Origin of the sequence: Thioalkalivibrio sp. ALgr1 (assembly GCF_000378285.1) — a bacterium.
In the GTDB taxonomy this organism is placed as follows: domain Bacteria; phylum Pseudomonadota; class Gammaproteobacteria; order Ectothiorhodospirales; family Ectothiorhodospiraceae; genus Thioalkalivibrio.
The window spans coordinates 194,583-221,404 of record NZ_KB905135.1 but is presented as its reverse complement, the minus strand read 5'-3'; the positions used below and the strand labels follow the sequence as shown (position 1 = coordinate 221,404).

The following is a 26,822-nucleotide window of genomic DNA, read 5'->3' as shown; positions in this document are numbered from 1 at the left end:
AGCGGGTTCAATCATGACGCGACCGATGCAATGGGCCCTGCTGGGGCTGATCCTGTTTGCCTTCTCCCTGCCGGCTTCGGCGCGCATGCTGCCGGATTTTGTCCCGCTGGCGGAGGAGCACAGCCCCGCGGTGGTCAATATCTCCACCACGCGTGAGCGTGAGGGTGGCCAGACGGGCGGACACCCCGATTTCGAGGGCTCCCCGTTCGAGGACCTGTTCGAACGCTTCTTCGGCGCCCCCCCAGGTGGCGGACGAGGCGAGGGCGGCGAAGGCCGGATGCCGGAGCGCAGCTCGCTGGGGTCCGGCTTCATCTACACCGAGGATGGCTACATCATCACGGCGAATCACGTTGTGGAGGGGGCCTCCGAGGTCGTCGTGCATCTCTCCGACCGGCGCGTGTTCGACGCCGAGGTGGTCGGCAAGGACCCGCAAAGCGACGTGGCCCTGCTGAAGATCGATGCCGATGACCTGCCGACGCTGGAGCTGGGTTCCTCGGACGACCTCAAGGTCGGCGAGTGGGTGCTGGCGATCGGCTCGCCGTTCGGCTTCGATCACTCCGTGACGGCCGGGATCGTCAGCGCCAAGGGGCGCAACCTCCCGACCGAGAATTACGTCCCGTTCATCCAGACCGATGTCGCGATCAACCCCGGGAACTCGGGTGGCCCGCTGCTGAACCTGGACGGCAAGGTCGTGGGGATTAATGCCCAGATCTACAGCCGTACCGGTGGCTTCATGGGGCTGTCATTCGCAGTCCCGATCGAGATGGTCGAGGACGTGGTCAAGCAGCTGCGCGAGCACGGCGAGGTCACGCGGGGCTGGCTGGGCGTGCTGATCCAAGAGGTTACGCGCGATCTGGCCGAGTCGTTTGGCATGGACAAGCCCAGCGGCGCCCTGGTCGCCCGTGTGCAGTCGGACAGCCCGGCGGAGAAGGCCGGCTTCGAGACGGGAGATGTGATCCTCAAGTTCAATGGGATCGAGGTCCCGAACTCCTCCGCGCTGCCGCCGATCGTGGGACGTACACCGGTCGGTACCGAGGCCGAGGTGGAGATTCGTCGCGGCGAGGAGACCAGGACCCTGACGGTCGAGATCGAACGCCTGCCGGACGATGTGGCGGCGGAACGCGGCGGTCGCCAGCCGGAGCAGGAGGAGCGTGCCGAGCCGCAAAGCCTGCTCGGGATGCACCTGGAGCCGCTGGATGCCGCCGAGGCCGACGAGCTCGGGCTGGACGGCGGGCTGGTGGTTACGGAGGTGACGGGTAATCCGGCCCGTTCCTCCGGCATTCGGCCAGGCGACGTGATTGTGCAGTTCGGTCGCCACTCGGTGGATTCGCTGGAAGAGCTGGAAGAGCAGATCGAGGCGGCCGGCACCGGGCGTACGGTGCCGGTCCTGATCCAGCGCGACGGCAACCCGACCTTTATCGCCCTGCGCATCCCGTCCGAATGATGGTCGTGCCCTGGCCCGGGCGTTGTGCGCCCGGGCGGCGGCAGCGATCATGATGCGTACTTTGACGCTGTATCACCGCGAAGGCTGCGGGCTTTGCGAGCAGATGCTCGCGGAGCTTTCGGCCCTCAAAAGTCGTTATACTTTCGCCCTCGAGATCGTCGACATCGACGAGGACCGGGACCTGCGCGTGCGTTTCAACGCGAAGGTCCCGGTGCTTGCGGTCGACGGCGACATTCTTTGCTGCCATTTCCTCGACCGAAAGGCACTGCTGGACCTACTGGCCCCTGCATGACCGAAACTCGCCTGACCCGCAATTTTTCCATCATCGCGCATATCGACCACGGCAAGTCCACGCTGGCCGACCGCCTGATCCAGGGCTGCCATGGCCTGACCGAGCGCGAGATGTCCGAGCAGGTGCTGGACTCGATGGACCTGGAGCGCGAGCGCGGGATCACCATCAAGGCGCAGAGCGTCTCACTGTTCTACGACGCCCAGGACGGACAGCGTTACCAGCTGAATTTCATCGATACCCCGGGGCATGTGGACTTCTCCTATGAGGTCTCGCGTTCGCTGTATGCCTGCGAGGGCGCACTGCTGGTGGTCGATGCCTCCCAGGGTGTGGAGGCGCAGAGTGTGGCCAACTGCTACACCGCGATCGATCAGGGGCTCGAGGTCGTCCCGGTGCTTAACAAGATCGACCTGCCGGCGGCCGAGCCGGATCGGGTGGCGGCCGAGATCGAGGATGTGATCGGCATCGAGGCCACCGACGCCGTGCGGGTCTCCGCGAAGACCGGCGAGGGGATTGCCGAGCTGCTGGAGGAGATCGTGCGCCGCATCCCGCCGCCGGAGGGGGACGCCGAGGCCTCGCCCAAGGCGCTGGTGATCGACTCCTGGTACGACAACTACCTGGGCGTGGTCGCGCTGGTGCGGGTGAAGGCCGGGCGCTTCTACGCGGGGCAGAAGATCAAGGCGATGTCGGTCGGGCGCGCCCACGAGGTCAGCCGGGTCGGGGTGTTCACGCCGAAGCCGGTGGACCGCGAGACCCTTGAGGTCGGCGAGGTTGGCTACCTGATCGCGACCATCAAGGACATCTCCGGGGCCAAGGTGGGCGACACCTTCACCGACTTCAACAACCCGGCCTCCGAGCCGGTGCCGGGCTTCCAGGAGGTCCAGCCGCGGGTGTTCGCCGGCCTGTTCCCGGTCAGCGCGGATGACTTCAACGACCTGCGCGAGGCGCTGGACAAGCTGCGCCTGAACGATGCCGCATTGTCCTTCGAGCCGGAGACCTCGCAGGCGCTGGGGTTTGGTTTTCGCTGCGGCTTCCTCGGCATGCTGCACATGGAAATCGTGCAGGAGCGCCTGGAGCGCGAGTACGACCTTGACCTGATTACCACCGCGCCCACGGTGGTCTACGAGGTGGAAAAGAGCGACGGCGAGGTGGTGATGGTGCACAACCCATCCGGGCTGCCGCCGAGCAACGAGATTGCCGAGATCCGCGAGCCGATTATCGAGGCGAACATCCTCGTGCCGCAGGACTACGTCGGCGCGGTGATCACCCTGTGCATCGAGAAGCGCGGGGTGCAGACCAAGATGCAATACCTGGGGCGTCAGGTGCAGTTGTCCTACGAGCTGCCGATGTCCGAGGTGATGCTGGACTTCTTCGACCGGCTGAAGTCCGCAACCCGTGGCTACGCCTCGTTCGACTACCAGCCGCGGCGCTTCCAGGCGGCGCCGCTGGTGCGCGTGGATATCCTGATCAACGGCGAGCGGGTGGATGCCTTGTCCGGGATCGTGCATCGTGACCATGCGGAGTCGCGCGGTCGCGAGCTGACCGAGCGCATGGCCAAGATCATCCCGCGGCAGATGTACGAGGTGGCGATCCAGGCGGCGATCGGCTCGAAGATTATCGCGCGATCCACGGTCAAGGCGATGCGCAAGAATGTGCTGGCCAAGTGCTACGGCGGCGACGTCTCGCGCAAGCGCAAGCTGCTGGAGAAGCAGAAGGCCGGCAAGAAACGCATGAAGTCGATTGGCAAGGTAGATGTGCCGCAGGAGGCCTTCCTGGCGGTGCTGTCGGTCGGCGACGACAAATAACGCGCCCGGGTCGGAGCGGGCACGCCGCAAGGCGGTGATCGAGGACAATACATGGCGAATCTGGAACTGATCCTGGTACTGGCCACGGCCGCAACGGGCCTGATCTGGCTGGGCTGGGTGCTCCTGCGGCGGCGGCTGAGCCCCGAGCGTCAGGCGCGCATGCCGTGGTTCGTGGACTATTCGCGTTCGTTCTTCCCGGTGCTGCTGATTGTGCTGGTGCTACGCTCGTTCGTGGCCGAGCCGTTCCGCATCCCGTCGGGCTCCATGATGCCGACCCTGCTGGTGGGCGACTTCATCATGGTGAACAAGTTTTCCTACGGGATTCGCCTGCCGGTTACGCGTACCAAGGTCTTCGATATGGGCGAGCCCGAGCGTGGCGAGGTCGTGGTGTTCAAGTATCCGCGCAACCCGCAAGAGGACTACATCAAGCGAGTGATTGGGCTGCCGGGGGATACCATCGAGTTCCGCGATCGCGTGCTGTACGTCAACGGCGAGGCACAGTCGGCCGAGCGCGTGGGTACCTTCGAGGGCGAGGGGTCCGGGGAGATGATGTCCGGTGCCTCACTGTACGAAGAGACCCTCGACGGGCGCACCTACACGACGCTGATGCGCGAGGAACGCCCGAGCCTGGATGGCTCGGTGACGGTCCCCGACGGCCACTATTTCATGGTCGGCGACAATCGCGACAACTCGAACGACAGCCGGACCTGGGGGTTCGTCTCCGAGGATCTGCTGGTGGGGCGTGCCCTCTTTATCTGGCTGCATTGGGATTACAATGAAGGGCACAGGGACTTTTCCCGGATTGGCCAGGCGATTCGCTAGGCCTGTTTCGCGGGCGCAGGCAACCAGGGGTAGGGCGATGCGGCATTCCAGACATTCCATGCGCGGGGCGGGTGCCCTGACGGTGATGGCATTGATCCTGCTGGCGCTGCTGGTCGGGACCTTCGTGATCAAGATGGGTACGCAGTACACCCAGTACCTGACGGTGCGCTCGATCATGCAGGACGTGGCGACCCAGCCCGGTGCGGCCGAGAAAAGCGAGCGCGAGCTGTGGCGCGAGATGAACCGCCGCTTCCAGATCAACTCGGTGTACGACGGGATCGAGGAGGACGACTTCTCGGTGACCGAGGAGGGCGATCGCCGGCAGATGCATCTGGAATACGAAGTCCGCCGCGAGTTCCTGGGGAACGTCGACGTGGTCGCGCGTTTCTCGCGTAGCGAAACCCTGGCGCCCTAGGGAAACGCTGTGGGATTGTCGGACCGTAACCTTCAACGATCGAGTGCGAGTCGCGATTTTCGCGATCTGCTGCCGGAGGCGGTGCGCGAGGGCGATGGCGTCCGCCAGGCCCTGACCCATCGCAGTGCCGGCGGGCGCAACAACGAGCGCCTGGAGTTTCTGGGCGATGCGGTCCTGGGTCTGGTCATCGCCGATGCCCTGTACGAGCAGCTGCCGGACGCGCCAGAAGGGGATCTCACGCGCCTGCGCGCGGCGCTGGTCAACCGCGAATCGCTGGCGGCCCTGGCGCGAGAGTCGGGACTGGAAGGCACGCTCAATCTCGGCCAGGGCGAACGCAAGAGCGGCGGCCAGCGGCGCGATTCCATCCTCGCCGACGCGGTCGAGGCCCTGATTGGCGTGACCTACCGCGAGGCCGGCATGCAGGCTGCGCGCGACTTCACCCTGGCACTTTATGCCGAGCGCCTAGGGAATCTGCCCTCCGCCGAATCCCTGAAGGACCCGAAGACCCGTTTGCAGGAACAATTGCAGGGTCGCAATGCGGAACTGCCCGTTTACGAAGTGCTGGAGGTGGTTGGCCCCGATCACCAGCGCCGCTTCACCGTCTTCGTACACCTGCCTACTCAGGGCTGGGGGCAGCAGGGCGAGGGCTCCTCTCGGCGCCGCGCGGAGCAGGCCGCGGCCGAGGCCGCGCTGCAGCGGTTGCAGCAGCAGGCACAGGAGCAGTGAACGGCATGGATAGCACTTCCGAGTCCGGAACGCGGTGCGGTATGGTCGCGCTGGTCGGCCGCCCGAATGTTGGCAAGACTACGCTGATGAACCGCCTGGTGGGCGAGAAGCTCGCAGCCACGACGCGGCGTCCCCACACCACGCGCAATCGCATCCTCGGCATCGTGACCGAGGGGAACGACCAGATCGTGCTGATGGACACCCCGGGGATCGATACCGAGCGCACGCGTCTGGTGAACCGGGTGCTGAACCGCACGGCCAGTCAGGCCCTGGCCGACGCGGATCTGGTGTGTTTCCTGGTCGAGGCGGGACGCTTTGGCGAGGGCGACGAGCGCATCGAGCAGCTGATTCGCCAGTCCGAGCGGCCGGCGCTGCTGGTGATCAACAAGGTCGATCGGGCGCGGGAAAAAGAAGAACTGCTGCCGTTTATCGCGGCGCGCATGGAGGCGATGCCGTATGCAGGTGTTGTCCCTCTGTCGGCGAAGACGGGCTCCAACGTCGCGGGCCTGATCGACGAGATCCGCGGCCACCTGCCCGCGGGGCCCTTCCTCTACGACCCCGAGCAGCTGTCCGATCGCCCGGAGCGCTTCCGCGCCGAGGAGATGATCCGCGAGTCCCTGCTGGAGAGCCTGGGGCAGGAGGTCCCGTACTCGGTGGCGGTGCGCGTGGAGCAGTGGTCCGACGAGCCGCGGACGACGCATATCGATGCCGTCATCATGGTCGAGCGCGACAGCCAGAAGGGGATCGTGATCGGCAAGGGTGGACAGCGCCTGAAGCGGATCGGGCAGGCGGCGCGTCTGCAGCTGGAAGAGCTGCTGGGGCGGAAGGTCATGCTGCGCCTGACGGTACGTGTCGAGGCGGACTGGACCCGGAATCCCCGCGCCCTGCGCGAGCTGGGCATCGAAGAACCCCGGTGAAGGCGCCGCGGCGCGCATGAGTGGCGCGGCGACGGCCGTCACCCAGGGTGTGGTGCTGCATGCGCGGGCACTGCGCGAGAACAGCCGCGTGCTGGAACTGCTGACGGGCGAGGCCGGGCGTGTGGCGGCGGTGGTGCGTGGCAAGGCGGGGTCGGTACAGCCCTTTGTGCTACTGGATCTGGCCTGGCGCGGCCGTGGCGAGCTTCCCACGCTGCAGGTGGCGGAGCAGCAGCGGGTCTTTCCGTTGACCGGGCGGGCGTTGGTCTGCGGTTTGTATCTGAATGAGCTGGTGTTGCGTCTCTATCCGCGTGACGCGCCGATCCCCGAGGCGTTGCCGGCCCTGCTGACGGCCTACGCGCGGCTGGCGGCCCGGGAGCGCGCGGACGTGGTGTTGCGCCGCGCCGAGTGGGCGCTGCTGCTGCCGATCGATTCCGGGCTCGAGCATGTCGATGCCGCCGAGCTTGATCCGGCGGCCTGGTATCGGTACGAGCCCGAGATGGGCCTGGAGCCCACGGCACCGGGGCGCGCGGGTGCCATCGCCGGGGAGGCCCTGTGGGCGCTCGCTTCGGGGCAGCCGGTCCCCGATAATCATGCCCGTCCGGCGCGTGACTTCATGCGCGCCCTGATTGACCATCACCTGGCCGGCCGCGTGCTGCGCACGCGAGCGCTGCTGTAGCCCCGGCCCTGACACGCATTCAAGCCCATACAAGGCCACACGTACCATGTCGCATCCCGCACCGCTCAAGCTGGGGGTCAACCTCGACCACATCGCCACGATTCGCCAGGCCCGCCACACGCCGTATCCTGACCTGATGCAGGCGGTACGCCTGGCCGAGGCCAGCGGCGCGGATTCGATCACCCTGCACCTGCGCGAGGATCGCCGCCATATCCAGGATGACGATGTCTTCGGGATCAAGCCGCGGCTTACGGTGCCGATGAACCTCGAGATGGCCGCCACCGAGGGCATGCAGGCGATCGCCTTGAAGCTGCTCCCCGAGGCTTGCTGCATCGTGCCGGAAAAGCGCGAGGAACTGACCACCGAGGGCGGGCTGGATGCGGCCGGGCAGCTGGAGCGGCTGCGTGATTTCGTGGCCCCGCTGACCGCGGCCGGGATCGAGGTCTCGCTGTTCGTGGAGCCGGATGTTCGCCAGATGGAGGCGGCGGTCAAGATTGGCGCTCCGGTGGTGGAGCTGCATACGGGCGCCTATGCCAATGCCCGTGATGCAGCCGAGCGCGAACGTTTGCTGGCCGGGATCAACCAGGCCGCCACTGCCGGTCAGGCCATGGGGCTGGTGATCAACGCCGGTCATGGGCTCGACTACGACAATGTACGTCCGATCGCCGCGAATCCGGTCTTTCACGAGCTGAATATCGGCCACTCCATCGTGGCCCGGGCGTTGTTTACGGGGTTGCCGGAGGCAGTCAGCCACATGCGCGGGTTGATGGATGCCGCCCGCGCTGGCCTGCCAGTCGGCCAGTACCCGGTGTGATCGCCGCATGATCCTCGGGATCGGCACCGACCTCGTCCAGGTGGCGCGCATGCAGGGCATGTGGGAGCGCCATGGCCGGCGGCTGGCCGAGCGTATCCTGCATCCGGTCGAGCACGCCGACCTGCCGTCGGAGCATCCGGCGGGATTTCTCGCCCGGCGCTTTGCGGCCAAGGAGGCCCTCGCCAAGGCGCTGGGATGTGGGGTCGGGGCCGACATGGGGCTGGCCGAAGCCGGGGTGACCCATGATGCCCGCGGGCGCCCCGAATTCGTGCTGGAAGGCCGCGCACGGGCGACCGCCGAACGCCTTGGGGTGAGCGCCATTCACCTCAGTATTAGCGACGAGCGCGAGTATGCCCAGGCCTTTGTGGTCCTCGAGGGTGGTGAGTAACCCGCTTTTCCCTCCGGTCGTGGTTGCCCGGGTGGGACCGGCTCCCTAGAATATGGCCCCTTATGCCCATCCGTGTCGGGTGAACGGATGGTGCCAGCCCTGAGCGAGTGACGGAGTCCAGTCCATGCCCTGGAACGAACCGGGAAATAGTAACCGCGACCCCTGGAGTGGGGGCGGCGGTGGCCAGCGCGGTGGTGGTAGCGGTGGCGGCGGGGGCAACCAGCCTCCCGATCTGGAAGAAATGATGCGCAAGCTGTCGCGCCAGCTGAATGGAATCTTCGGCGGTGGTGGCGACAGTGGCTCCGGGGGTTCCTCCGGTGGTGGCATGGGCCGTGGTACCCAGGCCCTGGTCAGTCTCGGGCTGATCATCGCTCTGGTCGTCTGGCTGGCCTCCGGCTTCCATATCATCTCCGAGGGCGAGCGCGGTGTTGTGCTGCGCTTTGGCGCCTTCCAGGAAGTGAAGAACCCGGGTCCCGGCTGGCATCTGCCCTATCCGATCGAGCGGGTCGAGATCGTCAACGTCGATAACGTGCGAACCATCGAGCACCGCGCGTTGATGCTGACCGGAGACGAGAACATCATCGATATCGATATCGCGGTGCAGTACCGCATCCTCGATCTGGTCGATTTCCTCTTCAACGTGCGCAACCCGGACTCCACTGTGAATCACGTAATGGAATCCGCGATCCGCGAACGTGTCGGGCGTTCCAACCTGGACTTCATCCTCGGCGAAGGGCGTGGGGAGATTGCCTCGTCGGCGCGTGTGGTGATGCAGGAGAATCTGGATTCCTACGGGGCCGGGGTTACGGTTACCGCCGTGTCCATGCAGCAGGCCCAGCCGCCCGAGCCGGTCCAGGAGGCCTTTGCCGACGCGATCCGCGCCCGCGAGGACGAGGTTCGCTTCCGCAACGAGGCCGAGGCCTACGCCAACGGCGTGATCCCGCGGGCCCGTGGTCAGGCGGCGCGTATCATCGAGGAGGCCGAGGCCTATCGTGATCAGGTCATTGCGCAGGCCGACGGTGATGCTGCGCGCTTCGATCAGTTGCTGGTGGAATACCAGCAGTACCCGGAAGTGACCCGCGACCGTCTGTATCTGGAGGCCGTCGAGGCCGTGCTCGAGGATTCGCGCAAGGTCATGCTCGACGTGGGCAGCAGCAACAACCTGATGATGCTGCCGCTGGATCAGCTGTTCCGTGGTACCGGTACCCGATCCAACTCGGGTGATACGCCGACCCCGCAACCCATCGATACCAGCCGCGGTGGCCTCGGTGCCACTCCTGGGTCAGGTGTCAATCGACTGGGTAGCCGTGATCCGGCGGCCCAGCGCTCGCGGGAGGTGCGCTAATGCTACGCATAGCCGGTATCGCCGTTGTTGTCATCGGGATCGTGGTGGCGCTGTCGACCTACACCGTCGATGAGCGCGAGCGCGTGATCAAGTTTGCCCTGGGGGAGATCCGTCAGGTCGATCCCGAGCCTGGTCTGCATTTCAAGTTTCCGCTGATCCAGAACGTCGAGAAGTTCGATGCCCGGATCATGACGCTGAACATCCCGCCGGATCGGTTCCTGACCTCCGAGGCGAAGAACATCATCGTCGACTTCTACGCCAAGTGGCGTATCGATGATATTGGTCAGTTCTACCGCGCTACCCGCGGTGACGAGCGGCTGGCCGAGGAGCGTCTGGCCCAGATCCTGCGCGACGGCATGCGTAACGAGTTCGCACGCTTCGAGTTGCAGGAAGTCGTCGCCGGCGAGCGCCTGGCGATCATGGGGGCGGTACGGCAGACCGCGCTGGAGACGGCGCTGGAGCTGGGGATTGACCTGGTCGACGTGCGCGTACGCCGGATGGATCTGCCCGACGAGGTCTCCGAGTCGGTGTACGAACGTATGCGTGCCGAGCGTGAGCGCGTGGCGCAGGACTTCCGTGCCCGTGGCCAGGAGGAGGCCGAGCGCATCCGCTCGCGCGCCGACCGTGACCGCACGGTCATCCTCGCCAACGCCTATCGCGACTCCGAGGAGATCCGGGGTGCCGGTGATGCGCGTGCCACCGAGACGCTGGGCCGCTCGTTCGGCGAGGACGAGGAGTTCTTCCGCTTCTATCGAAGCCTGATCGCCTACCGCAACAGCATGAGCGGCGAGAAGAGCACCTTTATCCTGGAGCCGAACTCCGAGTTCTTCCAGTTCTTCAACGCGCCGGGCGGGGAGCGGCCGGCGCCGCTGCCGACCCAGTAACACCGGGGCCGGGCGCCATCGCAGGTGTCCGGTGCGCGGTGACCGTTTGACTCGGGCCCGGTCTTCCGGGCCCGAGTCATGCCGGGACCCGGCCGGCGCGCATTGGGTGACACAAGGGAAACACTGATCAATGTACACACTCGCCGGACGCAAAAGCGCCTTGAGTGCGAGCGTGGACATTGATCAGTGTTTCCCTAGGACAAGGGCAGGGACGAGATGACCGAGATCAACCGCTGGCTACTGCCGGATGGCCTCGACGAGGCGCTGCCGGACGCCGCGCGGCGCCTGGAAGGACTGCGCCGTCGGGTGCTGGACCAGTTCGATACCTGGGGCTATGACCTGGTAATGCCGCCGCTGGCGGAATACCTGGAGTCCTTGCTGGTGGGCGCGGGCCATGCGCTGGATTTGCAGACCTTCAAGCTAACCGACCAGATGAACGGTCGGCTGATGGGGGTGCGCGCGGACCTGACCCCACAGGTGGCACGCATCGACGCCCATCGCCTGAAGGTCGAAGGCCCCAACCGCCTCTGTTATGTCGGCAGTACGCTGCGTACGCGTGCGGACGAGTGGTCCGGATCGCGCAGTCCCCTGCAGGCCGGGGCCGAGTTGTTCGGCCATGATGGTCTGGATTCCGACCTTGAGATCATCCGCCTGATGCTCGCCACACTGGAGGTTTGCGGGGTCTATCAGCCCAGCATGGATCTGGGTCATGTCGGTATCTATCGCGCGCTGGCGCGCGAGGCCGGTCTGGACAACGCGCGCGAAGAGGCCTTCTTCGACCAGTTGCAGCGCAAAAGCGTCCCCGAGATCGAGGGGACCCTCGAGGCATGGGAGACGGAAGGCATGGATGCGGCTGTCTGCCGGCGGTTGCGCGCTCTGGTGGATCTCAATGGTGACGCCGGTGTCATTGCCGCGGCGCGTGAGGCCCTGGCCGGTGCGCCGGCCGAGGTCGAGGCGGCCCTGGATCACCTGCAGGCGGTGGCGGAACGTCTGGAGGCGACACAGCCGAACGTGGACCTCCACGTTGATCTCGGCGAGTTACGCGGCTATGCCTATCACACGGGCCTGGTGTTCGCGGTGTTCGTGCCAGGCTCCGGGCAGGCAATTGCACGCGGCGGGCGCTACAACGATATTGGTCGCGTCTTTGGCCGGGCGCGCGCCGCGACCGGCTTCAGCACCGATCTGCGCGAGTTGCTGCGCCGCGCCGAGGTGGCGCCGCCGGTGCCGCGTCGTACGGTGCGCGCGCCGGCCTCGGGTGACGTGGCCATGGAGGCCGCAATCGCCGACCTGCGTGCGCGCGGTAATCGCGTGGTGCGCGATCTGGAAGGGCAAACCAATGAACCCCCCGCCGATGCGCGCCTGGAGCTGCGCGACGGGGCCTGGACGGTAGTGGAGTACTGAGCCGATGGGACGTTTCGTAGTCGTACTGGGCAGTCAGTGGGGTGACGAGGGCAAGGGCAAGATCGTCGACCGCCTGACCGAGGACGCAGCCGCTGTTGTCCGTTTTCAGGGTGGGCACAATGCCGGGCATACCCTGGTGATTGATGGCGAGAAGACCGTGCTGCACCTGATCCCGTCGGGGATCCTGCGCGAAGGCGTGGAATGCATGATCGGCAACGGGGTGGTGCTTTCGCCCGAGGCGCTGATTACCGAGATGGAAGAGCTCGAGGCCAAGGGCGTGCCGGTTGCCGACCGCCTGCGGCTGTCGGACGCCTGCCAGTTGATCCTGCCCTATCACGTGGCGCTGGACCATGCGCGCGAGAAGGCGCGCGGCAAGGCTGCGATCGGGACCACCGGGCGCGGGATCGGCCCCGCCTACGAGGACAAGGTCGCGCGTCGCGGCCTGCGCCTGGACGACCTGTTCCACCGCGAGCGTCTGGCCGCCAAGCTGGGCGAGGTGATGGACTATCACAACTTCGCATTGAAGCATTATTTCAAGGCCCCCACGATCGACCAGCAGGAGGTGCTGGAACAGTGCCTGGCGCACGCCGAGCGCCTGCAGCCGATGGTCGCGGATGTCGCCGGGCGACTGCACGAGTTGCGGGCCCAGGGCCGGGACGTGATGTTCGAGGGGGCACAGGGCACCCTGCTGGACATCGACCACGGGACCTACCCGTTCGTCACCTCGTCCAATACCACCGCCGGGGGCGCCTCGACGGGCTCCGGTGTCGGTCCGCGCGATATCGACTACGTGCTGGGGATCACCAAGGCCTACACCACCCGTGTCGGGGCCGGCCCGTTTCCGACCGAGCTGTTCGATAACATGGGCGAGCACCTGGCCACCCGCGGCAACGAATTCGGTTCCACCACTGGGCGCGCACGGCGCTGTGGCTGGTTCGATGCGGTCGCGCTCAAGCGCGCGGTCGCGATCAACAGCATCAGCGGCCTGTGCATGACCAAGCTGGATGTGCTGGACGGGCTGGAGAGCGTGCAGATCTGTGTCGGCTATGACTGTGGCGGCAAACGCCACGAGGTACCGCCGTCCGGAGCCGAGGCCTATGCGGCCTGCAAGCCGATCTACGAGGAGATGCCGGGGTGGCAGGAATCCACCGTGGGGATTCGCGAATACGAAAAGCTGCCGGCCGCGGCGCGAGCCTATCTGGAGCGCCTGTCCGAGGTGGTGGGTGTCCCGATCGACATGATCTCCACCGGGCCGGATCGCGACGAGACGCTTGTGCTGCGCGACCCGTTCGATTGCTGATCCAGGCGCGTTTGGGATATCGCTTGGACGTGCGGTGCGGGCCAGGCCCGTGCCGTACGCGCGGACAGACATAGTTCCACCGCTACACGGAGATCCGTGCGGAGAACGGGGCGGGTATTTTCGTCTCGGGGGATCGGGAAGCAGAGAAATGGTGCCGAGGAGAGGACTTGAACCTCCACGAGCTTTCGCTCACTAGCACCTGAAGCTAGCGCGTCTACCAATTCCGCCACCTCGGCACGAGGTCGGATCGCCGGTTCGAGACCGGGTCCTGCGCTTCAGGAGCGCGCAATATAGTGCGCGGCCAAAAGCCTGTCAACGCCCGCAAGAATGTCCTGTGCCATGGGCGCGGACGTGAGGCTGGGTTCGCGCGTCCCTCGGCGCTTCCGGCAGCAAATCTTTACTTGCCGCATAATAGGGCGCTTGCGTTGCCAGCCTTCCGCTGGCGGCCACCGAATCATCCAACGAGTTGTTTGAATGCCAAGAAAAAGAAGCAAGGCGCCGGCCGATCCCAATTTCGAGCGCGAGGCGCAGAAGTACGACAATCCCATCCCCAGCCGCGAGTTCATCCTCGGGCTCCTGCAGGAAGCCGACAACCCCCTGTCCTACGACGAGATCGCCGAGCGGCTGGAGATCGTCGACGACGACCGTCTCGAGGCCCTGCGCCGTCGCCTGAAGGCGATGGAGCGCGACGGGCAGGCCCTTTGCAACCGGCGCGGCGCCTATCTCCCGGTCAACCAGGAAGACCTGATTCGCGGTCGCGTGATCGGCCACCCGGACGGCTTCGGTTTTCTGGTGCCGGATGAACAGGACGACGATCTGTTTCTCTCGCCGCGCCAGATGCGCGGTGTGTTCCATGGTGACCGCGTGCTGGCGCGGGTCATGGGCGTGGATCGTCGCGGTCGCCGCGAGGGCGGCATCGTCGAGGTCCTCGAACACAACACGACCCAGGTGGTCGGGCGCCTGCGCATCGAGGACGGGGTGGGCATCCTGACCCCGGACAACAAGCGCATCACGCACGACATCCTGGTGCCGCCCGATGGTCTGGGCGAGGCCGAAGACGACCAGATCGTGGTCGTGCGTATCCGCGAGTCCGCGTCGCGCACGGCACGCCTGCGCGGGGACGTCATCGAGGTGCTGGGCGAACACATGGCGCCCGGCATGGAGATCGATATCGCGATCCGTGCGCACAGTCTGCCGCACGAGTGGCCAGAGGAGGTCGCTGCCGCAGCCGATGAGCTGGGGGCCGAGGTCAACGAGAAGGCCAAGAAGGGCCGCCTGGACCTGCGCGAGCAGCCATTTGTGACTATCGATGGCGACGATGCGCGGGACTTTGATGACGCGCTGTACTGCGAGCGCGACGGCAAGGGCTGGCGCCTGTGGGTGGCCATCGCGGACGTGTCGCACTACGTCGAGCGGGATGCGGCGCTGGACCGCGAGGCACGTACGCGCGGGACCTCGGTGTATTTCCCGAACAACGTGATCCCGATGCTGCCGGAGGTCCTGTCCAACGGGCTCTGCTCGCTGAACCCGAAGGTCGATCGCTTGAGCATGGTCTGCGAGATGGAGATCGGTGCTCGCGGTGCCCTGAAGAACTATCGCTTCCACGAGGGGCTGATCCGCTCGCATGCGCGCTTGATCTACGAGGACGTCGCCGCGATGCTCGGTGGCGACGAGCAGCTGCGCGAGCAGAATGGGCATGTGATGCCCCACCTGGAGGTCCTGCACGAGGTCTTCAAGGCGCTGCACGCCGCGCGCAACCGCCGCGGGGCGATCGACTTCGATACCACCGAGACCAAGATCCTGTTCGGCGAGGATCGCAAGATCGAGCAGATCGTGCCGACCGAGCGCAACGACGCGCATCGCATGGTCGAGGAATGCATGATCATGGCCAACGTGGCGGCCGCGCGCTTTCTCAAGAAGCACAAGGTGCCGGCGCTCTACCGTATCCATGACCAGCCGCCGACGGACAAGGTCGACGACCTGCGTGACTTCCTCAATGGGGTGGGTCTGGCGCTCGGCGGGGGCAGCGAGCCGAGCCCCCGCGACTACACCGAGGTCCTGAAGGCGGCGAAGAAGCGTCCCGACCAGCAGCTGATCCAGACCGTGCTGCTGCGCTCGCTGAGCCAGGCGGTGTACGCGCCCGAACTGGACGGCCACTTCGGGCTGGCGCTGGATGACTACGCCCACTTCACCTCGCCGATCCGGCGCTACCCGGATCTGCTGGTGCATCGCGGGATTCGCCATGTGCTGCGCAAGGGCAGCAACAAGGCCTTCCCGTATTCGCACAACGACATGGAATCGCTCGGCGAGCACTGCTCCATGGCTGAACGCCGTGCGGATGATGCCACGCGCGACGCGGTCGCCTGGCTCAAGGCCGAATACATGCAGGACAAGGTCGGCGACACCTTTGACGGCGTCGTCTCCGGGGTGACCGGGTTCGGCCTGTTCGTCGAGATCAAGGACGTCTACATCGAGGGCCTGGTGCACGTGACCGCCCTCGATAACGACTTCTATCACTTCGAGCCGTCGCGCCACACGTTGACCGGCGAACGCGGCGGTCGCGTATTCCGTATTGGCGATGAGTTGCGCGTGCAGGTCGTGCGCGTCAGCCTGGACGATCGCAAGATCGATCTGGCTCTGGCCGAAGAGTCCAAAGTCGAGGCCGCGCCAAAGAAGAAGGGCGGCCGTGGTCGCAAGCGCAAGGACGCCGAGGCCGTGCAGCCGGCACCGGAGGCCGCGCCCGAGCAGGCCCAGGACGACGGCCCGCCGAAGAAGAAGCGCCGCCGCCGCGGTGGGCGCGGTCGTGGCAAGTCGCCGGAGTCTGTTGCTGAGGCCCCGACCGAGGCCCCGGCTGTCGACACTTCAGAGACGCCGTCGGGTGCCGATGGCGAGCCCGGCGGCAAGTCCGGCCGGCGTCGTCGTGGTCGGCGGCGCCGTTCGTCCAGCGCCTCCTAAGAATCCAGGCGATGGGCAAGGGCGGCAAGGGGCCTCGCGGCGAGTCCTTCGGCGGGATCCATGCGGTCGCCGCCGTGTTGCAGCATGCCCCGGAGCGCGTGCGTCTGCTGCAGCTGGCGAGCGGCACCCTGGAGCCCGCGCTGGCTCATTTGCTGGAGCAGGCCCAGGCGCGCGGGATCTCGATCGAGCGGGCGGGGCGCGACAAGCTCGACCAGCACCATCCCGGCTTCCAGCATCAGGGCGTGATCGTGCATTGCGCCCCGCGCCCGGTAGTGGACGAAAAGACCCTGGTCCGGCGGGTACAGGATGGGCTGGACCTCGTGCTGGTGCTGGACGGGGTCACCGATCCGCACAACCTGGGCGCCTGCCTGCGCACCGCGGACGCGGCCGGCGCCGGTGCCATCGTGACACCCCGACACCACAGCGCGGCGCTCACGCCGGCGGCGATCAAGGTCGCCTCGGGCGCGGCGGAAACCGTGCCGGTGGTCGCGGTCGGCAACCTCGCGCGGACCCTGGCGGCATTGAAGGGTGCTGGCATGTGGACCGTGGGTCTGGACGGTGCCGCGCGCGAGGACCTCTATGCGGTGGATCTGCGGCCGCCGACCGCGATCGTGATGGGGGCCGAGGGCGAGGGCATGCGACGCCTGACCCGCGAGGCCTGTGATCATCTCGCGAAAATCCCGATGCGGGGCACGGTGGAGAGCCTGAACGTCTCCGTGGCGACCGGGATCACACTGTTCGAGGTCCGGCGCCAGCGCCAATCCTGACGGCGCCGGCCCTGATACACTCGGTACATGCGCGTGCATCCTCGACCGTTCCTCTGGCTGTTGCTGCTGTTGCCCCTGCTGGTGATGGCGCAAACCGTGCATGCGGCCGACATGGCGACCATGCACATCGAGCCCGTGGAGATGGACGCCGCCATGCACTGCGATGGTGCGCACTGCGATCATCACGCCGAACATGAGTGTTCCAGCCACGGTGGCTGTTGCATGGCCCCGCTGGCGACGGTTGTCTCGCTCACGCCGCAACTGGCCCGGGTACCCGCCGAATCGCTGTTGCGACCGGCCCGGTCATCCGCCGCACCCCCGAGCCCGCCACCTAGATCCTGATTCCCCTGTCTTGGATGCGGCCTGGCCGTGTCCGTTTTGATGATTGCGACAGCGAGGAATCCAGATGTCTTTTGCAACCGTTTTTCCGGTCAGCACCCTGCTGGCCATGAGCCTGACCCTGGCTGCGCCACTCGCGGCGAGCGAGGCCCACGACCACCATCATGGCGAGCCGACCCACGATCACCATGACCATTCCGGCCAGGGTGACCACCACGGCCATGACCATCACGCGCACGATGACCACATGCACGACCACGACGCGCACGAGCATCGCTGGGAAGCGCCTTCCGACGCAGCCGAGCGGGACAACCCCCACGCGGCGGACGATTCATCCATACGCATGGGGCGGGAGGCCTACAGGGCCCAGTGCCTGGCCTGCCACGGGGAGGCCGGCGCCGGTGACGGCCCGCAGGCGCGTGCGCTGGAGTCGCGTCCAGCCGATCTACGGGAACACGCCGGGGGACACACCGCAGGCGAATACCACTGGGTGATTCGCGAGGGCTCGGGCGAGATGCCCGCCTTTGCCGGTGTGCTGGACGACGACGAGATCTGGCACGTGGTCAATTACATCCGCTACGAGCTGGCCGATGTCGACGACGCCCCCTCGGATGACCACGATGGTCATCACGCGCCTGACGGGCACGACGACCATGATCAGCACAGCGGGGGCCATCATGGGCATGCGCATTAAGTCGGTCGGGGCACCGGTGGTCACGCTGGCCCTTGCCGGTCTGCTGACCGGGTGTGGCGACGAGGCCCCGGAGGCAGCGAAGGAGCGCGCGCCGTATCCGATCCAGGGGCTGGCCAATATCGAGCTGTATGGCGATCCGCAGGTGGGTCGGGAGCGCTTCGCGCAGAGCTGCGCAGAGTGTCATGGTGCCGATGCCCGCGGTACCGAGCAAGGGCCGGCGCTGATCCACCGGATCTACGAGCCGTCGCATCATGCCGATATCACCTTCTTTATCGCGGTCGAGCGCGGGGTGGTCGCGCATCACTGGGAATACGGCGACATGCCGCCGGTTCCCGGGCTGGATCATCAGGATGTGGCGGATATCGTCGCCTGGGTGCGGCACGAACAGCGTGACGACGGGATCATCCCGGACGACGAGTGGCCGGTGGACGAGGACTGACATCGTCACCCGGCTCGGCGCGACGGCGCTGCCGAGGGCCGTCGGGCTTGTTGCCGGGGCCCAGTTCGTTTAAGGTATCGCGCCTTTCCGTCTGCCGGTTTTCCGGCGGGCGGAATCCTTGCCTCACCGCTGCGTCGGGAGGCTGATACCCGCAAGGAGTCGAACAATGCGTCATTACGAAGTTGTGTTCCTGGTCCACCCGGACCAGAGCGAGCAGGTCCCGGCGATGATCGAGCGCTACAAGGGCCTGGTCGAAGGTCACGAGGGCAAGATCCACCGCCTGGAAGACTGGGGCCGTCGTCAGCTGGCCTACCCGATCCAGAAGCTGGTCAAGGCCCACTACGTGCTGATGAACATCGAGGCCTCGGAAGAGGCGCTGGAAGAACTGGTCAGTGCCTTCCGGTTCAACGATGCCGTGCTGCGCCACCTGGCCATGCGCATGGAAGAGGCCGTCACCGAAACCTCCCCGCTGGCCAAGGGCCAGGAAGAGGAAGGTGCCAAGGGCCGTCGCCGCGAGCGTGACGACGAAGGTGGCCAGGCCGCCTCTGACGACTCGGCCTCCGCCGAGTAAGTCCCGCCCGTCCGTTGACCGAATTTTTGAAGGAGATCTGACATGGCCCGTTTTCCGCGTCGTCGCAAGTACTGCAAGTTCACCGCCGAAGGCATCGAGTACATCGATTACAAGGACCTGAACCTGCTGAAAGGTTTTGTAACCGAGACCGGCAAGATTGTGCCCAGCCGCGTGACCGGCACCAGCGCGAAGTATCAGCGCCAGCTGGCCACGGCCGTGAAGCGCGCGCGCTACCTCGCGCTGCTGCCGTACAGCGACAACCACTGATCCGCGCTCCGGTTCGCCCGGACGCACGGCCATGCGTGTACTGGCCGAATTCGTGATGAAAAGCCGGGGCCGCGCCGTGGGCGCGGTCTCCGGCTTTGGCGTTGCGGGGCTCTTCCTGCCGCCGATCGCGATCGTCAGCAGTGCCCTGATCGCACTGGTCGGCCTGCGTGTCGGTCTGGGGCAGGCCCTGCTCGTCGCCGCGTTGTCGGCGCTGGTGCTCGGAGCTGCGATGTTCGTGCTGATCCCGGAGGCCCCGCCGATGGCGGGTGTGGCCGCGGGGTTTGTGCAGTGGGCACCCGTGGTCCTGCTGGCCGAGGTCCTGCGCCGTACGGTGTCCTGGCGCATGACGCTGAAGGCCGGCGCGATGGTCGCCGGGCTTGGCGTACTGGCAGTACATGCCCTGGTACCGGATCTGCAGACGGCCTGGTCCGAGGCGGGCATGGCCCTGCTGGGACCGCTGGTCGAGGGTACGGATACCGGGGCGCAGGAGCTGGAGGCCGCGCTGCGCCGTGCGGCGCCCTACCTGACGGGGCTTTTTGCCGGGATCGTGCTGCTGAGTCTGACGCTGAGTCTGCTGATCGGCCGCTATTGGCAGGCGCTTCTGTATAACCCGGGGGCGTTTGGCGAGGAGTTCCGCGCGCTGCAGTTCGGTCGCGCCATGAGCGGCGTGACCGTCGCGCTGGGGCTGGTCGGGCATCTCGGCCCGGTGCCGCTGGCCACCGAGCTGGCGTTCATCCTTGGGGTGCTGTTCTTCCTCCAGGGCATTGCACTGGTGCATGCACTGACGCATCACCAGGGCATGAGCAGCTTCTGGCTGGTGGGCATGTACGTGCTGATGGCGCTGGCCCTGCCGCAGATGTTCCTGCTGCTGGCGACGATCGGGGTGATCGATGCCTGGGCGGACATCCGCTCGCGTCTTGGCGCGCTGGGCGGGCGAAAGGGTCCGGGTGACGGACCGGACGGTGACAACAATTCGTGAGACCGGTCGGCGACCGGTGTAGAATGCCTCGTTTTTGGGGCTGACCCAACGTTACAGGAATACCGAAAGATGGAAGTCATTCTGCTGGAAAAGATCGATAACCTGGGTGGTCTGGGTGACCGCGTGACCGTGCGCTCCGGCTTCGCCCGCAACTACCTGCTGCCGCAGGGCAAGGCCAAGTTCGCCACCGCGGAGAACATCGCCGAGTTCGAGGCCCGCCGTGCCGAGCTGGAAAAGGCCGCCGCCGAAGCGCTGGCCGCCGCCGAGGCGCGCAAGGCACAGCTGGAAGGCACCGTGCTGGAAATCACCGCCAAGTCCGGTGGCGAAGGCAAGCTGTTCGGCTCCATCGGGCCCGCCGATATCGCCGATGCGCTGACTGCCAAGGGCACCGAGGTGGAGAAGAAGGAAGTGCGCATGCCGGAAGGACCGCTGCGTACTACGGGTGAGTTCGAGGTCGGACTGCATCTGCATACGGACGTGGATGTCGACATTCACGTCGTGGTCATCGGCGAGGAGTGATCCTCCGCATGTCGGGAGAGTGGCCGCAGGTCGCTGACGCCCGGCAGGCTGGCCGGTTCACACGGTGCCCTCGGGCATGAACCGGCCAATGACGCCGAATCCGCGCATCCCCCCGCACTCCGAGGAGGCCGAGCAGTCGGTCCTCGGGGGGCTGATGCTGGATAACGCCGCCTGGGATCGGGTGGCGGACCGCATTACCGATGAAGACTTCTATCGCCACGACCACCGCCTGATCTTCCGGGCGGTGGCCGCGCTGGCCGAACGCAACGCCCCGTTCGACATGGTGACCGTGTCGGAGCAGCTCGAGCGCAGCTCCGAGCTGGAAGACGCGGGCGGCATGGCCTATCTGGGCCGTCTGGCGGCCGAAACCCCCAGTGCCGCGAACATCGTGGCCTACGCGGATATCGTTCGCGAGCGGTCCATCCTGCGTTCCCTGATCTCGGTGGGCACCGAGATCGCCGACTCGGCCTTTGTGCCCGAGGGTCGGGAATCCAAGGAGCTGCTGGACCAGGCCGAGCAGAAGGTGTTCCGCATCGCCGAGCAGGGTGCGCGCGGAGCCCGGGGTTTCCGCGGCATGAAGCCGCTGCTGACCGCCGCGGTCGAGCAGATCGAGTACCTCTACGAGACGCAGAACCCGATCACCGGCGTGGCGACGGGGTATCAGGACCTGGATGCCCTGACGTCGGGGCTGAACCCCGGCGATCTGGTGATCGTTGCCGGCCGGCCCTCGATGGGCAAGACCTCGTTTGCCATGAACATCGCCGAGTATGTGGCGATGAAGAACGCCGAACCGGTGGCGATCTTCTCCATGGAGATGCCCGGCGAGCAGTTGGCGATGCGTTTGTTGTCGTCCATGGGTCGGATCAACCAGCAGAAGCTGCGCTCCGGGCGCCTGGAGGATGGCGACTGGCCGCGACTGACCAGCGCCGTGCAGATGCTCTCCGAGGCGCCGCTGTTTATCGACGACACCCCGGCGCTGTCACCCACCGAACTGCGTGCCCGTACGCGCCGGCTGATGCGCGAGCACAAGGGGCTCAAGCTGATCGTGGTCGACTACCTGCAGTTGATGCAGTCGCCCGGCAGCAGCGAGAATCGCGCGAATGAAATCTCGGACATCTCGCGGTCGCTGAAGGCCCTGGCGAAGGAGCTGAGCGTACCGATGATCGCGCTGTCACAGCTCAACCGCTCGCTGGAACAGCGCCCGAACAAGCGCCCGGTGATGTCCGACCTGCGCGAGTCCGGGGCCATCGAGCAGGACGCCGACATTATTGCCTTCGTCTACCGCGACGAGGTCTATAACGAGGAGTCCCCGGACAAGGGCACGGCCGAGATCATTATCGCCAAGCAGCGTAATGGCCCCATCGGTACCGTGCGCCTGACCTTCCGCGGGCAGTTCACTCGCTTCGAGAACTACGCCCCCGACGTCTACGGCGGGATGGAGCAGTAGGGGGACACCCAGCCATGTACACACTTGCGTTGGCGCCCAATGCTTCTCGATCCCTGGCCCGAGGCGGCGCGTGAGGCGCGCGGCCAGCATCCAGCTCCACCCCGAGGCCCTGCGGCACAACCTGGCCGTGGCGCGAGGCCTCGCACCCGGTGTCCCCATGTGGTCGGTGATAAAGGCGGAAGGCTACGGCCACGGACTGCTGTGGGCGGCCGAGGCACTCGCCAGCGAAAGCGACGGGCTGGCCGTCTCCCAGGTCGGTGAGGCGCGGGCACTGCGCGATGCCGGCTTCGACGGCGCGTTGCTGGTGCTGCAGGGTCCGCGCGATCCCTCCGAGGTGCATGCCTGCACCGAATTCCATCTGCAGCCCGTGCTGCACGACGCGGCACAACTCGACCATCTCGAGACCGCCCGAGTCACGCTTCCCATCGTCTGGATCAAACTGAATACCGGGATGAACCGGCTGGGTTTCGTGCCGGCGGAGGCGGCCTCGGTCGCCAGGCGACTGCAGGTTACCGGCCACGGGCAGGGCGGGTTGCACTGGATGACCCACATGGCCTGTGCCGACGAGCCGGAGCATCCACAAAATGCCCGCCAGCTGGACCGTTTCGCGACGACGGTGGCGGAATTTTCGGGACGCCGCAGCGTGGCCAATTCGGCGGCCCTGTTTGCCGGCTGGGGTCGGGGCGGGACGTCCGATGCCCCCGGTGAATACTGGGGCCGGCCCGGTATCATGCTCTACGGCGCGCATCCGGCCTCGGTACCCACCGAGCACCTCCCGGAGGGTCCGGACAGCGACCTGCGCCCGGCGATGACCGTGCAGGCCCCGATCATCGCCACCCAGCCGCTCGAATCCGGCAGTACCGTCGGTTATGGGGCGACCTGGGCTGCCGATGTGCCGGGCCGGGCCGGGATCGTCGCGATGGGGTATGCCGACGGATACCCGCGCCATGCCCCGTCGGGCACACCAGTGCTGGTGAAGGGGGCGCTTTGCCCGCTGATCGGGCGCGTGTCCATGGACATGCTGGCGGTGGATCTCTCCGGGGTGCCCGATGCGCAGGTCGGGGACCCGGTGACCCTGTGGGGCGAAGGCCTTCCCGTGGAACGCGTGGCGCGTGCGGCGGGGACGATCAGCTACGAGCTGCTGACGCGTGTGGCCGACCGGCTGCAGCCGGCGCGCTGATACACTGTGGCATTCCGCATTCAAGGATGCCGCGATGACCGACTTCGACCCCGCTGATTACGACCCGCAGACTGTAGCCATCCGGCACGGCTACCGGCGTACGCCCGAGGGCGAGCACTCCGAGGCGATCTTCCCGACCTCCAGCTTCGTGTTCGGTTCGGCCGCGGAGGCCGCCGCGCGCTTCGGCGGGGAGTCGCCCGGCAATATCTACTCGCGCTTCACCAACCCGACCGTGCGCACCTTCCAGGACCGTCTGGCGGCGCTGGAGGGGGGCGAGGCCTGTGTGGCCACCGCCTCCGGCATGTCCGCGATCCTCGCGACCATGATGGGTCTGTTGAAGGCCGGCGATCATGTGGTCTGCTCGCGTTCGGTGTTCGGCACGACGACCGTGTTGTTCAACAATTACCTCGGGCGTTTCGGCGTCGAGGTGACCTACGTCGAGCTGTCGAACCTCGAGGCCTGGGAGGCCGCCACGCAGCCCAATACCCGGCTGTATTTCTGCGAGACGCCGTCCAACCCGCTGGGCGAGGTGGTGGACATTGCCGCGCTGGCGGAGATCGCGCATCGGCACGACGCGCTGCTCGCGGTGGACAACTGCTTCTGCACGCCGATCCTGCAGCGTCCGCTGGATCTGGGCGCCGACATCATCATCCACTCGGCGACCAAGTTCCTCGACGGCCAGGGGCGCTGCCTGGGCGGCGCGGTAGTCGGCGATGCCGAGCGCGTCGGTAAGGACGTCTACGGCTTCCTGCGCACGGCCGGGCCGACCCTGTCGCCGTTCAACGCCTGGGTGTTCCTGAAGGGGCTGGAGACCCTGGCCCTGCGCATGCGCGCCCACAGCGACAACGCCCTGGCCCTGGCGCAGTGGCTGCAAGCCCACCCGAAGATCACCGCCGTGCATTACCCGGGGCTCGAATCCCACCCGCAGCATGCGATCGCCAAGCGCCAGCAAAGCGGCTTCGGCGGCGTGCTGAGCTTCGAGGTCGCCGACGGGCGCGAGGCCGCCTGGTCGGTGATCGACGCAACGAAATTCCTGTCGATCACCGCGAACCTGGGCGATGCCAAGACCACCATCACCCACCCGGCCACCACTACCCACGGTCGTGTGGACCCGGACAAGCGGGAGGCCCAGGGCATTACCGAGGCTCTGGTGCGGGTCGCCGTGGGGCTGGAGGCGGTCGCCGACATCCAGCGCGACCTGGCCCGCGGGCTCGACGCGCTCTGACGCGGCTCCCGGGTCGACCGCACGGATATGTCCAGACCCGAGTCCGGTGATGCCCATCCGAAGCCGCGCCGGCGTCCGCGCTGGCGCGTGCTGCTGACGGTTGTAATTGGCTTTCACCTGCTGGGGTTCCTGTCGTCGCTGGATGCGCTGATGTCCACCCGCACGCCGCAGGGCGCGGTGGCCTGGATCGTGTCGCTCAACACCGTTCCCTATGTGGCTGTGCCGGCCTACTGGGTATTCGGCGCCAGCGAGTTTCGCGGCTATGTGGTCGCGCGCCGTGACGAGGACTCCGCTCTGGCGCGGGCCTTGCAGCCGAAGACCGAGGAGCTGTGGTCACACCAGTACATCGCGCAAGAGCCGAGCAAGCACCTGGACGGGGTGCAGCAACTCGCCCGCTGGCCGTTCCTCCACGGCAACGAGGTCGAGCTGCTGGTGGATGGCGAGGCGACCTTCGACAGTATCTTCGAGGGGATCGAGCAGGCCGAGCGCTACCTGCTGGTGCAGTTCTATATCGTGCGCGACGACGCGATCGGGCGCGAACTCAAGCGGCGGCTGGTGGAGCGGGCGCAGGACGGGGTCGAGGTCTATTTTCTCTACGACGAGATCGGCAGCTACCGCCTGCCCGGCAGCTATCTGGACACCCTGCGCGAGGCGGGGGTGCATGTGCAGCACTTTCACTCGACCCGCGGGCGCGGCAATCGCTTCCAGCTGAACTTCCGCAATCACCGCAAGATCGTGGTGGCCGATGGCGAACAGGGCTGGGTCGGCGGACTGAACGTGGGGGACGAGTACCTCGGGCGGGACCCGAAGATCGGCCCCTGGCGCGACACCCACCTGCGCATCGAGGGGCCGTCCGCCCTGGCCCTGCAGTCGGTGTTCCTGGAGGACTGGCACTGGGCCACCGAAGAGATCCCGGAGCTGGACTGGCAGCCGGCGACCATGGCGGACGATGGCGTCCCGGTGCTGATCCTGCCCTCAGGACCGGCCGACGAGTTCGAGACCGCCAGCCTGATGATGCAGCAGGCGATCCATTCGGCCGAGCGGCGCATCTGGATCGCCAGCCCGTACTTCGTGCCCGACGAGGGCGTGCAGGGCATGCTCAAGCTGGCGGCACTCAGTGGCGTCGACGTGCGCGTGCTGATCCCCGAGGTCACCGACAACCCGCTGACCACGCATGCGGCCTACGCCTTCCTGGGCCCGCTACTGGATGCCGGCGTGCGCGTCTACCGCTATCAGGAGGGCTTCCTGCACGGCAAGGCCTTCGTGGTGGACGACATGGGTGCGGCGGTGGGGACCGTGAACCTGGACAACCGCTCGTTTCGGCTGAACTTCGAGGTCACCGCGCTGGTGCTGGATCCGGGATTTGCCCGCGAGACGGCGCGCATGTTCGAGGCCGACTTCGCCCGCTCGCGCGAGATGACCCGGCAGGACGTGGACGACCTGCCGCTGTGGCGCCGCGTGGCCGCGCGGGCCGCCTATCTGCTGGCGCCTGTGCTGTAGCGCTCTGGGCGATGAACGGGCGGCTTGATCTGTGTCACGCCGAACGCCGGACCGGCTGCTAGACTTGCAGGCAGAATACCTTTTCGAGACCAGCCCGTGTCACGAGCCTCGCGCCATCTGCTGAATCTACTGATCGTCGCCGCCCTGTTGCTGGCGCCGATCGCCGGTGCGGGGATGATGCACGGTGGCGCCGCGGGCGGCATGACCGCGGCGGACCACTGCCTGGATCATGGAGCGGGATCACCTGCAGACCCCATGTCATCGGACCTTTCGCCGGACCTTGTGATCCAGGCTGCGCCTTCGGCCTGCGAGATGCCCTGTGCGGTCTGTGGCGCCTGCGGGGTCTCGGGTTTGCCTTCACCCGCCGGCACGCCGGTCACGGCGGCCGCGCCCGTTTTCGCCCCCCTTCCCGTCGCCATGGGCCCCGGTATCCCTGCGGCACCGGATCTTCGCCCACCCCTCTGAGTCCTCCCTGGCCGGGGTTCCGCCCGGCCCCGGGTGATCGTGGATCGCCCACTCGGTGCGCGGTGTCGCGCATTGCGGTTGTCACTAGTTCCCTGGGAGGACTACACCATGATGCATGAACAAGGTTTTGGCTGGATGACGGGCCTCGGCTTCGGCCATGGCTGGATTGGTCTACTGATTCTGGCGCTACTGATCCTCGGGATCGCGGCCCTGATCAAGTATCTGTTCAGTAATCGCTGAGGAGTCGCG

At 66.6% G+C, this 26,822-nt stretch carries 29 protein-coding genes and 1 tRNA gene; 29 read left to right on the top strand and 1 reads right to left on the bottom strand.

The genetic code is table 11. From position 1 onward, the window contains the following. Positions 1-25 precede the first annotated feature (25 nt). The 14 genes from F466_RS0110485 (at position 26) to F466_RS0110420 (ending at position 13,226) form a co-directional block, all read left to right on the top strand. Positions 26-1,444: a DegQ family serine endoprotease gene (locus F466_RS0110485; RefSeq protein ID WP_018138082.1), complete on the top strand. Its 1,419-nt coding sequence runs from the start codon at positions 26-28 to the stop codon at positions 1,442-1,444. Positions 1,445-1,496: 52 nt separating this feature from the next. Next, a complete protein-coding gene (locus F466_RS0110480; protein WP_026182191.1) occupies positions 1,497-1,736 on the top strand; it encodes a glutaredoxin family protein in 240 nt (79 codons plus the stop codon). After that, positions 1,733-3,538, top strand: a complete 1,806-nt coding sequence (lepA, locus tag F466_RS0110475) for a translation elongation factor 4 (RefSeq protein WP_018138084.1) — start codon at positions 1,733-1,735, stop codon at positions 3,536-3,538. Before F466_RS0110480 ends, lepA begins: the two co-directional genes overlap by 4 nt. A gap of 51 nt (positions 3,539-3,589) precedes the next feature. After that, entirely contained in the window at positions 3,590-4,360 is a 771-nt protein-coding gene (lepB, locus tag F466_RS0110470) for a signal peptidase I (protein ID WP_018138085.1), read from the top strand. 58 nt (positions 4,361-4,418) lie between these two features. Beyond that, positions 4,419-4,775: a DUF4845 domain-containing protein gene (locus F466_RS0110465; RefSeq protein ID WP_017925696.1), complete on the top strand. Its 357-nt coding sequence runs from the start codon at positions 4,419-4,421 to the stop codon at positions 4,773-4,775. Between the two features lie 15 nt (positions 4,776-4,790). Next, complete coding sequence (rnc, locus tag F466_RS0110460) at positions 4,791-5,501, top strand: ribonuclease III (protein WP_018994078.1); 711 nt, start codon at positions 4,791-4,793, stop codon at positions 5,499-5,501. 41 nt (positions 5,502-5,542) lie between these two features. Further along, entirely contained in the window at positions 5,543-6,418 is an 876-nt protein-coding gene (gene era, locus F466_RS0110455) for a GTPase Era (RefSeq protein WP_018138087.1), read from the top strand. A gap of 16 nt (positions 6,419-6,434) precedes the next feature. Then, positions 6,435-7,094, top strand: a complete 660-nt coding sequence (locus F466_RS0110450; protein WP_018138088.1) for a DNA repair protein RecO — start codon at positions 6,435-6,437, stop codon at positions 7,092-7,094. Between the two features lie 46 nt (positions 7,095-7,140). Then, complete coding sequence (locus tag F466_RS0110445; RefSeq protein ID WP_018138089.1) at positions 7,141-7,908, top strand: pyridoxine 5'-phosphate synthase; 768 nt, start codon at positions 7,141-7,143, stop codon at positions 7,906-7,908. A gap of 7 nt (positions 7,909-7,915) precedes the next feature. Beyond that, on the top strand, positions 7,916-8,296 hold the full coding sequence (acpS, locus tag F466_RS0110440; RefSeq protein WP_026182192.1) for a holo-ACP synthase: 381 nt from the start codon (positions 7,916-7,918) through the stop codon (positions 8,294-8,296). Positions 8,297-8,420: 124 nt separating this feature from the next. Next, positions 8,421-9,641: an FtsH protease activity modulator HflK gene (gene hflK, locus F466_RS0110435; RefSeq protein WP_038038384.1), complete on the top strand. Its 1,221-nt coding sequence runs from the start codon at positions 8,421-8,423 to the stop codon at positions 9,639-9,641. Beyond that, positions 9,641-10,525, top strand: a complete 885-nt coding sequence (gene hflC / locus F466_RS0110430; protein WP_018138092.1) for a protease modulator HflC — start codon at positions 9,641-9,643, stop codon at positions 10,523-10,525. Before hflK ends, hflC begins: the two co-directional genes overlap by 1 nt. 216 nt (positions 10,526-10,741) lie before the next feature. Beyond that, positions 10,742-11,926, top strand: a complete 1,185-nt coding sequence (locus F466_RS0110425; RefSeq protein ID WP_018138093.1) for an ATP phosphoribosyltransferase regulatory subunit — start codon at positions 10,742-10,744, stop codon at positions 11,924-11,926. Between the two features lie 4 nt (positions 11,927-11,930). Then, positions 11,931-13,226 carry an adenylosuccinate synthase gene (locus tag F466_RS0110420; RefSeq protein WP_018138094.1) on the top strand — a complete coding sequence of 432 codons (1,296 nt, stop codon included), beginning with the start codon at positions 11,931-11,933 and terminating at the stop codon, positions 13,224-13,226. A gap of 149 nt (positions 13,227-13,375) precedes the next feature. On the opposite strand, the gene F466_RS0110415 is transcribed toward F466_RS0110420, so the two are convergent. After that, a tRNA-Leu gene (locus F466_RS0110415) sits at positions 13,376-13,462 on the bottom strand. A 238-nt stretch (positions 13,463-13,700) separates the two neighbouring features. On the opposite strand from F466_RS0110415, the gene rnr reads away from it, so the two are divergent. From rnr to F466_RS13830, 15 genes are all read left to right on the top strand, one after another. Further along, positions 13,701-16,181 (top strand): ribonuclease R, encoded by a 2,481-nt coding sequence (gene rnr / locus F466_RS0110410; protein ID WP_018994077.1) that lies wholly within the window; start codon positions 13,701-13,703, stop codon positions 16,179-16,181. 11 nt (positions 16,182-16,192) lie between these two features. Further along, positions 16,193-16,948, top strand: coding sequence for a 23S rRNA (guanosine(2251)-2'-O)-methyltransferase RlmB (rlmB, locus tag F466_RS0110405; protein ID WP_018994076.1), 756 nt, complete (start codon positions 16,193-16,195; stop codon positions 16,946-16,948). Between the two features lie 27 nt (positions 16,949-16,975). Next, positions 16,976-17,290 (top strand): hypothetical protein, encoded by a 315-nt coding sequence (locus tag F466_RS13515; RefSeq protein ID WP_018994773.1) that lies wholly within the window; start codon positions 16,976-16,978, stop codon positions 17,288-17,290. 64 nt (positions 17,291-17,354) lie between these two features. Continuing rightward, entirely contained in the window at positions 17,355-17,981 is a 627-nt protein-coding gene (locus F466_RS0110395) for a cytochrome c (RefSeq protein WP_026296448.1), read from the top strand. Further along, positions 17,965-18,420 (top strand): cytochrome c, encoded by a 456-nt coding sequence (locus F466_RS0110390; RefSeq protein WP_018994075.1) that lies wholly within the window; start codon positions 17,965-17,967, stop codon positions 18,418-18,420. The genes F466_RS0110395 and F466_RS0110390 overlap by 17 nt, the downstream gene beginning before the upstream one ends. Positions 18,421-18,586: 166 nt before the next feature. Further along, positions 18,587-18,991: a 30S ribosomal protein S6 gene (gene rpsF / locus F466_RS0110385; protein WP_012983301.1), complete on the top strand. Its 405-nt coding sequence runs from the start codon at positions 18,587-18,589 to the stop codon at positions 18,989-18,991. Positions 18,992-19,033: 42 nt separating this feature from the next. Continuing rightward, positions 19,034-19,258 carry a 30S ribosomal protein S18 gene (gene rpsR / locus F466_RS0110380; protein ID WP_018138099.1) on the top strand — a complete coding sequence of 75 codons (225 nt, stop codon included), beginning with the start codon at positions 19,034-19,036 and terminating at the stop codon, positions 19,256-19,258. Positions 19,259-19,289: 31 nt separating this feature from the next. Continuing rightward, positions 19,290-20,237: a hypothetical protein gene (locus tag F466_RS0110375; protein WP_018175450.1), complete on the top strand. Its 948-nt coding sequence runs from the start codon at positions 19,290-19,292 to the stop codon at positions 20,235-20,237. 69 nt (positions 20,238-20,306) lie between these two features. Then, complete coding sequence (gene rplI / locus F466_RS0110370) at positions 20,307-20,756, top strand: 50S ribosomal protein L9 (RefSeq protein WP_018138101.1); 450 nt, start codon at positions 20,307-20,309, stop codon at positions 20,754-20,756. Between the two features lie 88 nt (positions 20,757-20,844). Continuing rightward, entirely contained in the window at positions 20,845-22,203 is a 1,359-nt protein-coding gene (dnaB, locus tag F466_RS0110365; RefSeq protein WP_018138102.1) for a replicative DNA helicase, read from the top strand. A gap of 70 nt (positions 22,204-22,273) precedes the next feature. Next, positions 22,274-23,383, top strand: a complete 1,110-nt coding sequence (gene alr, locus F466_RS0110360; RefSeq protein WP_018994074.1) for an alanine racemase — start codon at positions 22,274-22,276, stop codon at positions 23,381-23,383. 34 nt (positions 23,384-23,417) lie between these two features. After that, a complete protein-coding gene (locus F466_RS0110355) occupies positions 23,418-24,608 on the top strand; it encodes an O-succinylhomoserine sulfhydrylase (RefSeq protein ID WP_026182194.1) in 1,191 nt (396 codons plus the stop codon). Positions 24,609-24,635: 27 nt separating this feature from the next. Then, positions 24,636-26,108 carry a cardiolipin synthase gene (cls, locus tag F466_RS0110350; RefSeq protein WP_018138105.1) on the top strand — a complete coding sequence of 491 codons (1,473 nt, stop codon included), beginning with the start codon at positions 24,636-24,638 and terminating at the stop codon, positions 26,106-26,108. Positions 26,109-26,204: 96 nt separating this feature from the next. Then, the gene (locus tag F466_RS13805; RefSeq protein ID WP_081601197.1) at positions 26,205-26,573 is read left to right on the top strand and encodes a hypothetical protein; all 369 of its coding nucleotides are present in this window, start codon (positions 26,205-26,207) and stop codon (positions 26,571-26,573) included. 108 nt (positions 26,574-26,681) lie between these two features. Further along, complete coding sequence (locus F466_RS13830; RefSeq protein ID WP_018138107.1) at positions 26,682-26,813, top strand: hypothetical protein; 132 nt, start codon at positions 26,682-26,684, stop codon at positions 26,811-26,813. Positions 26,814-26,822: the final 9 nt, after the last annotated feature.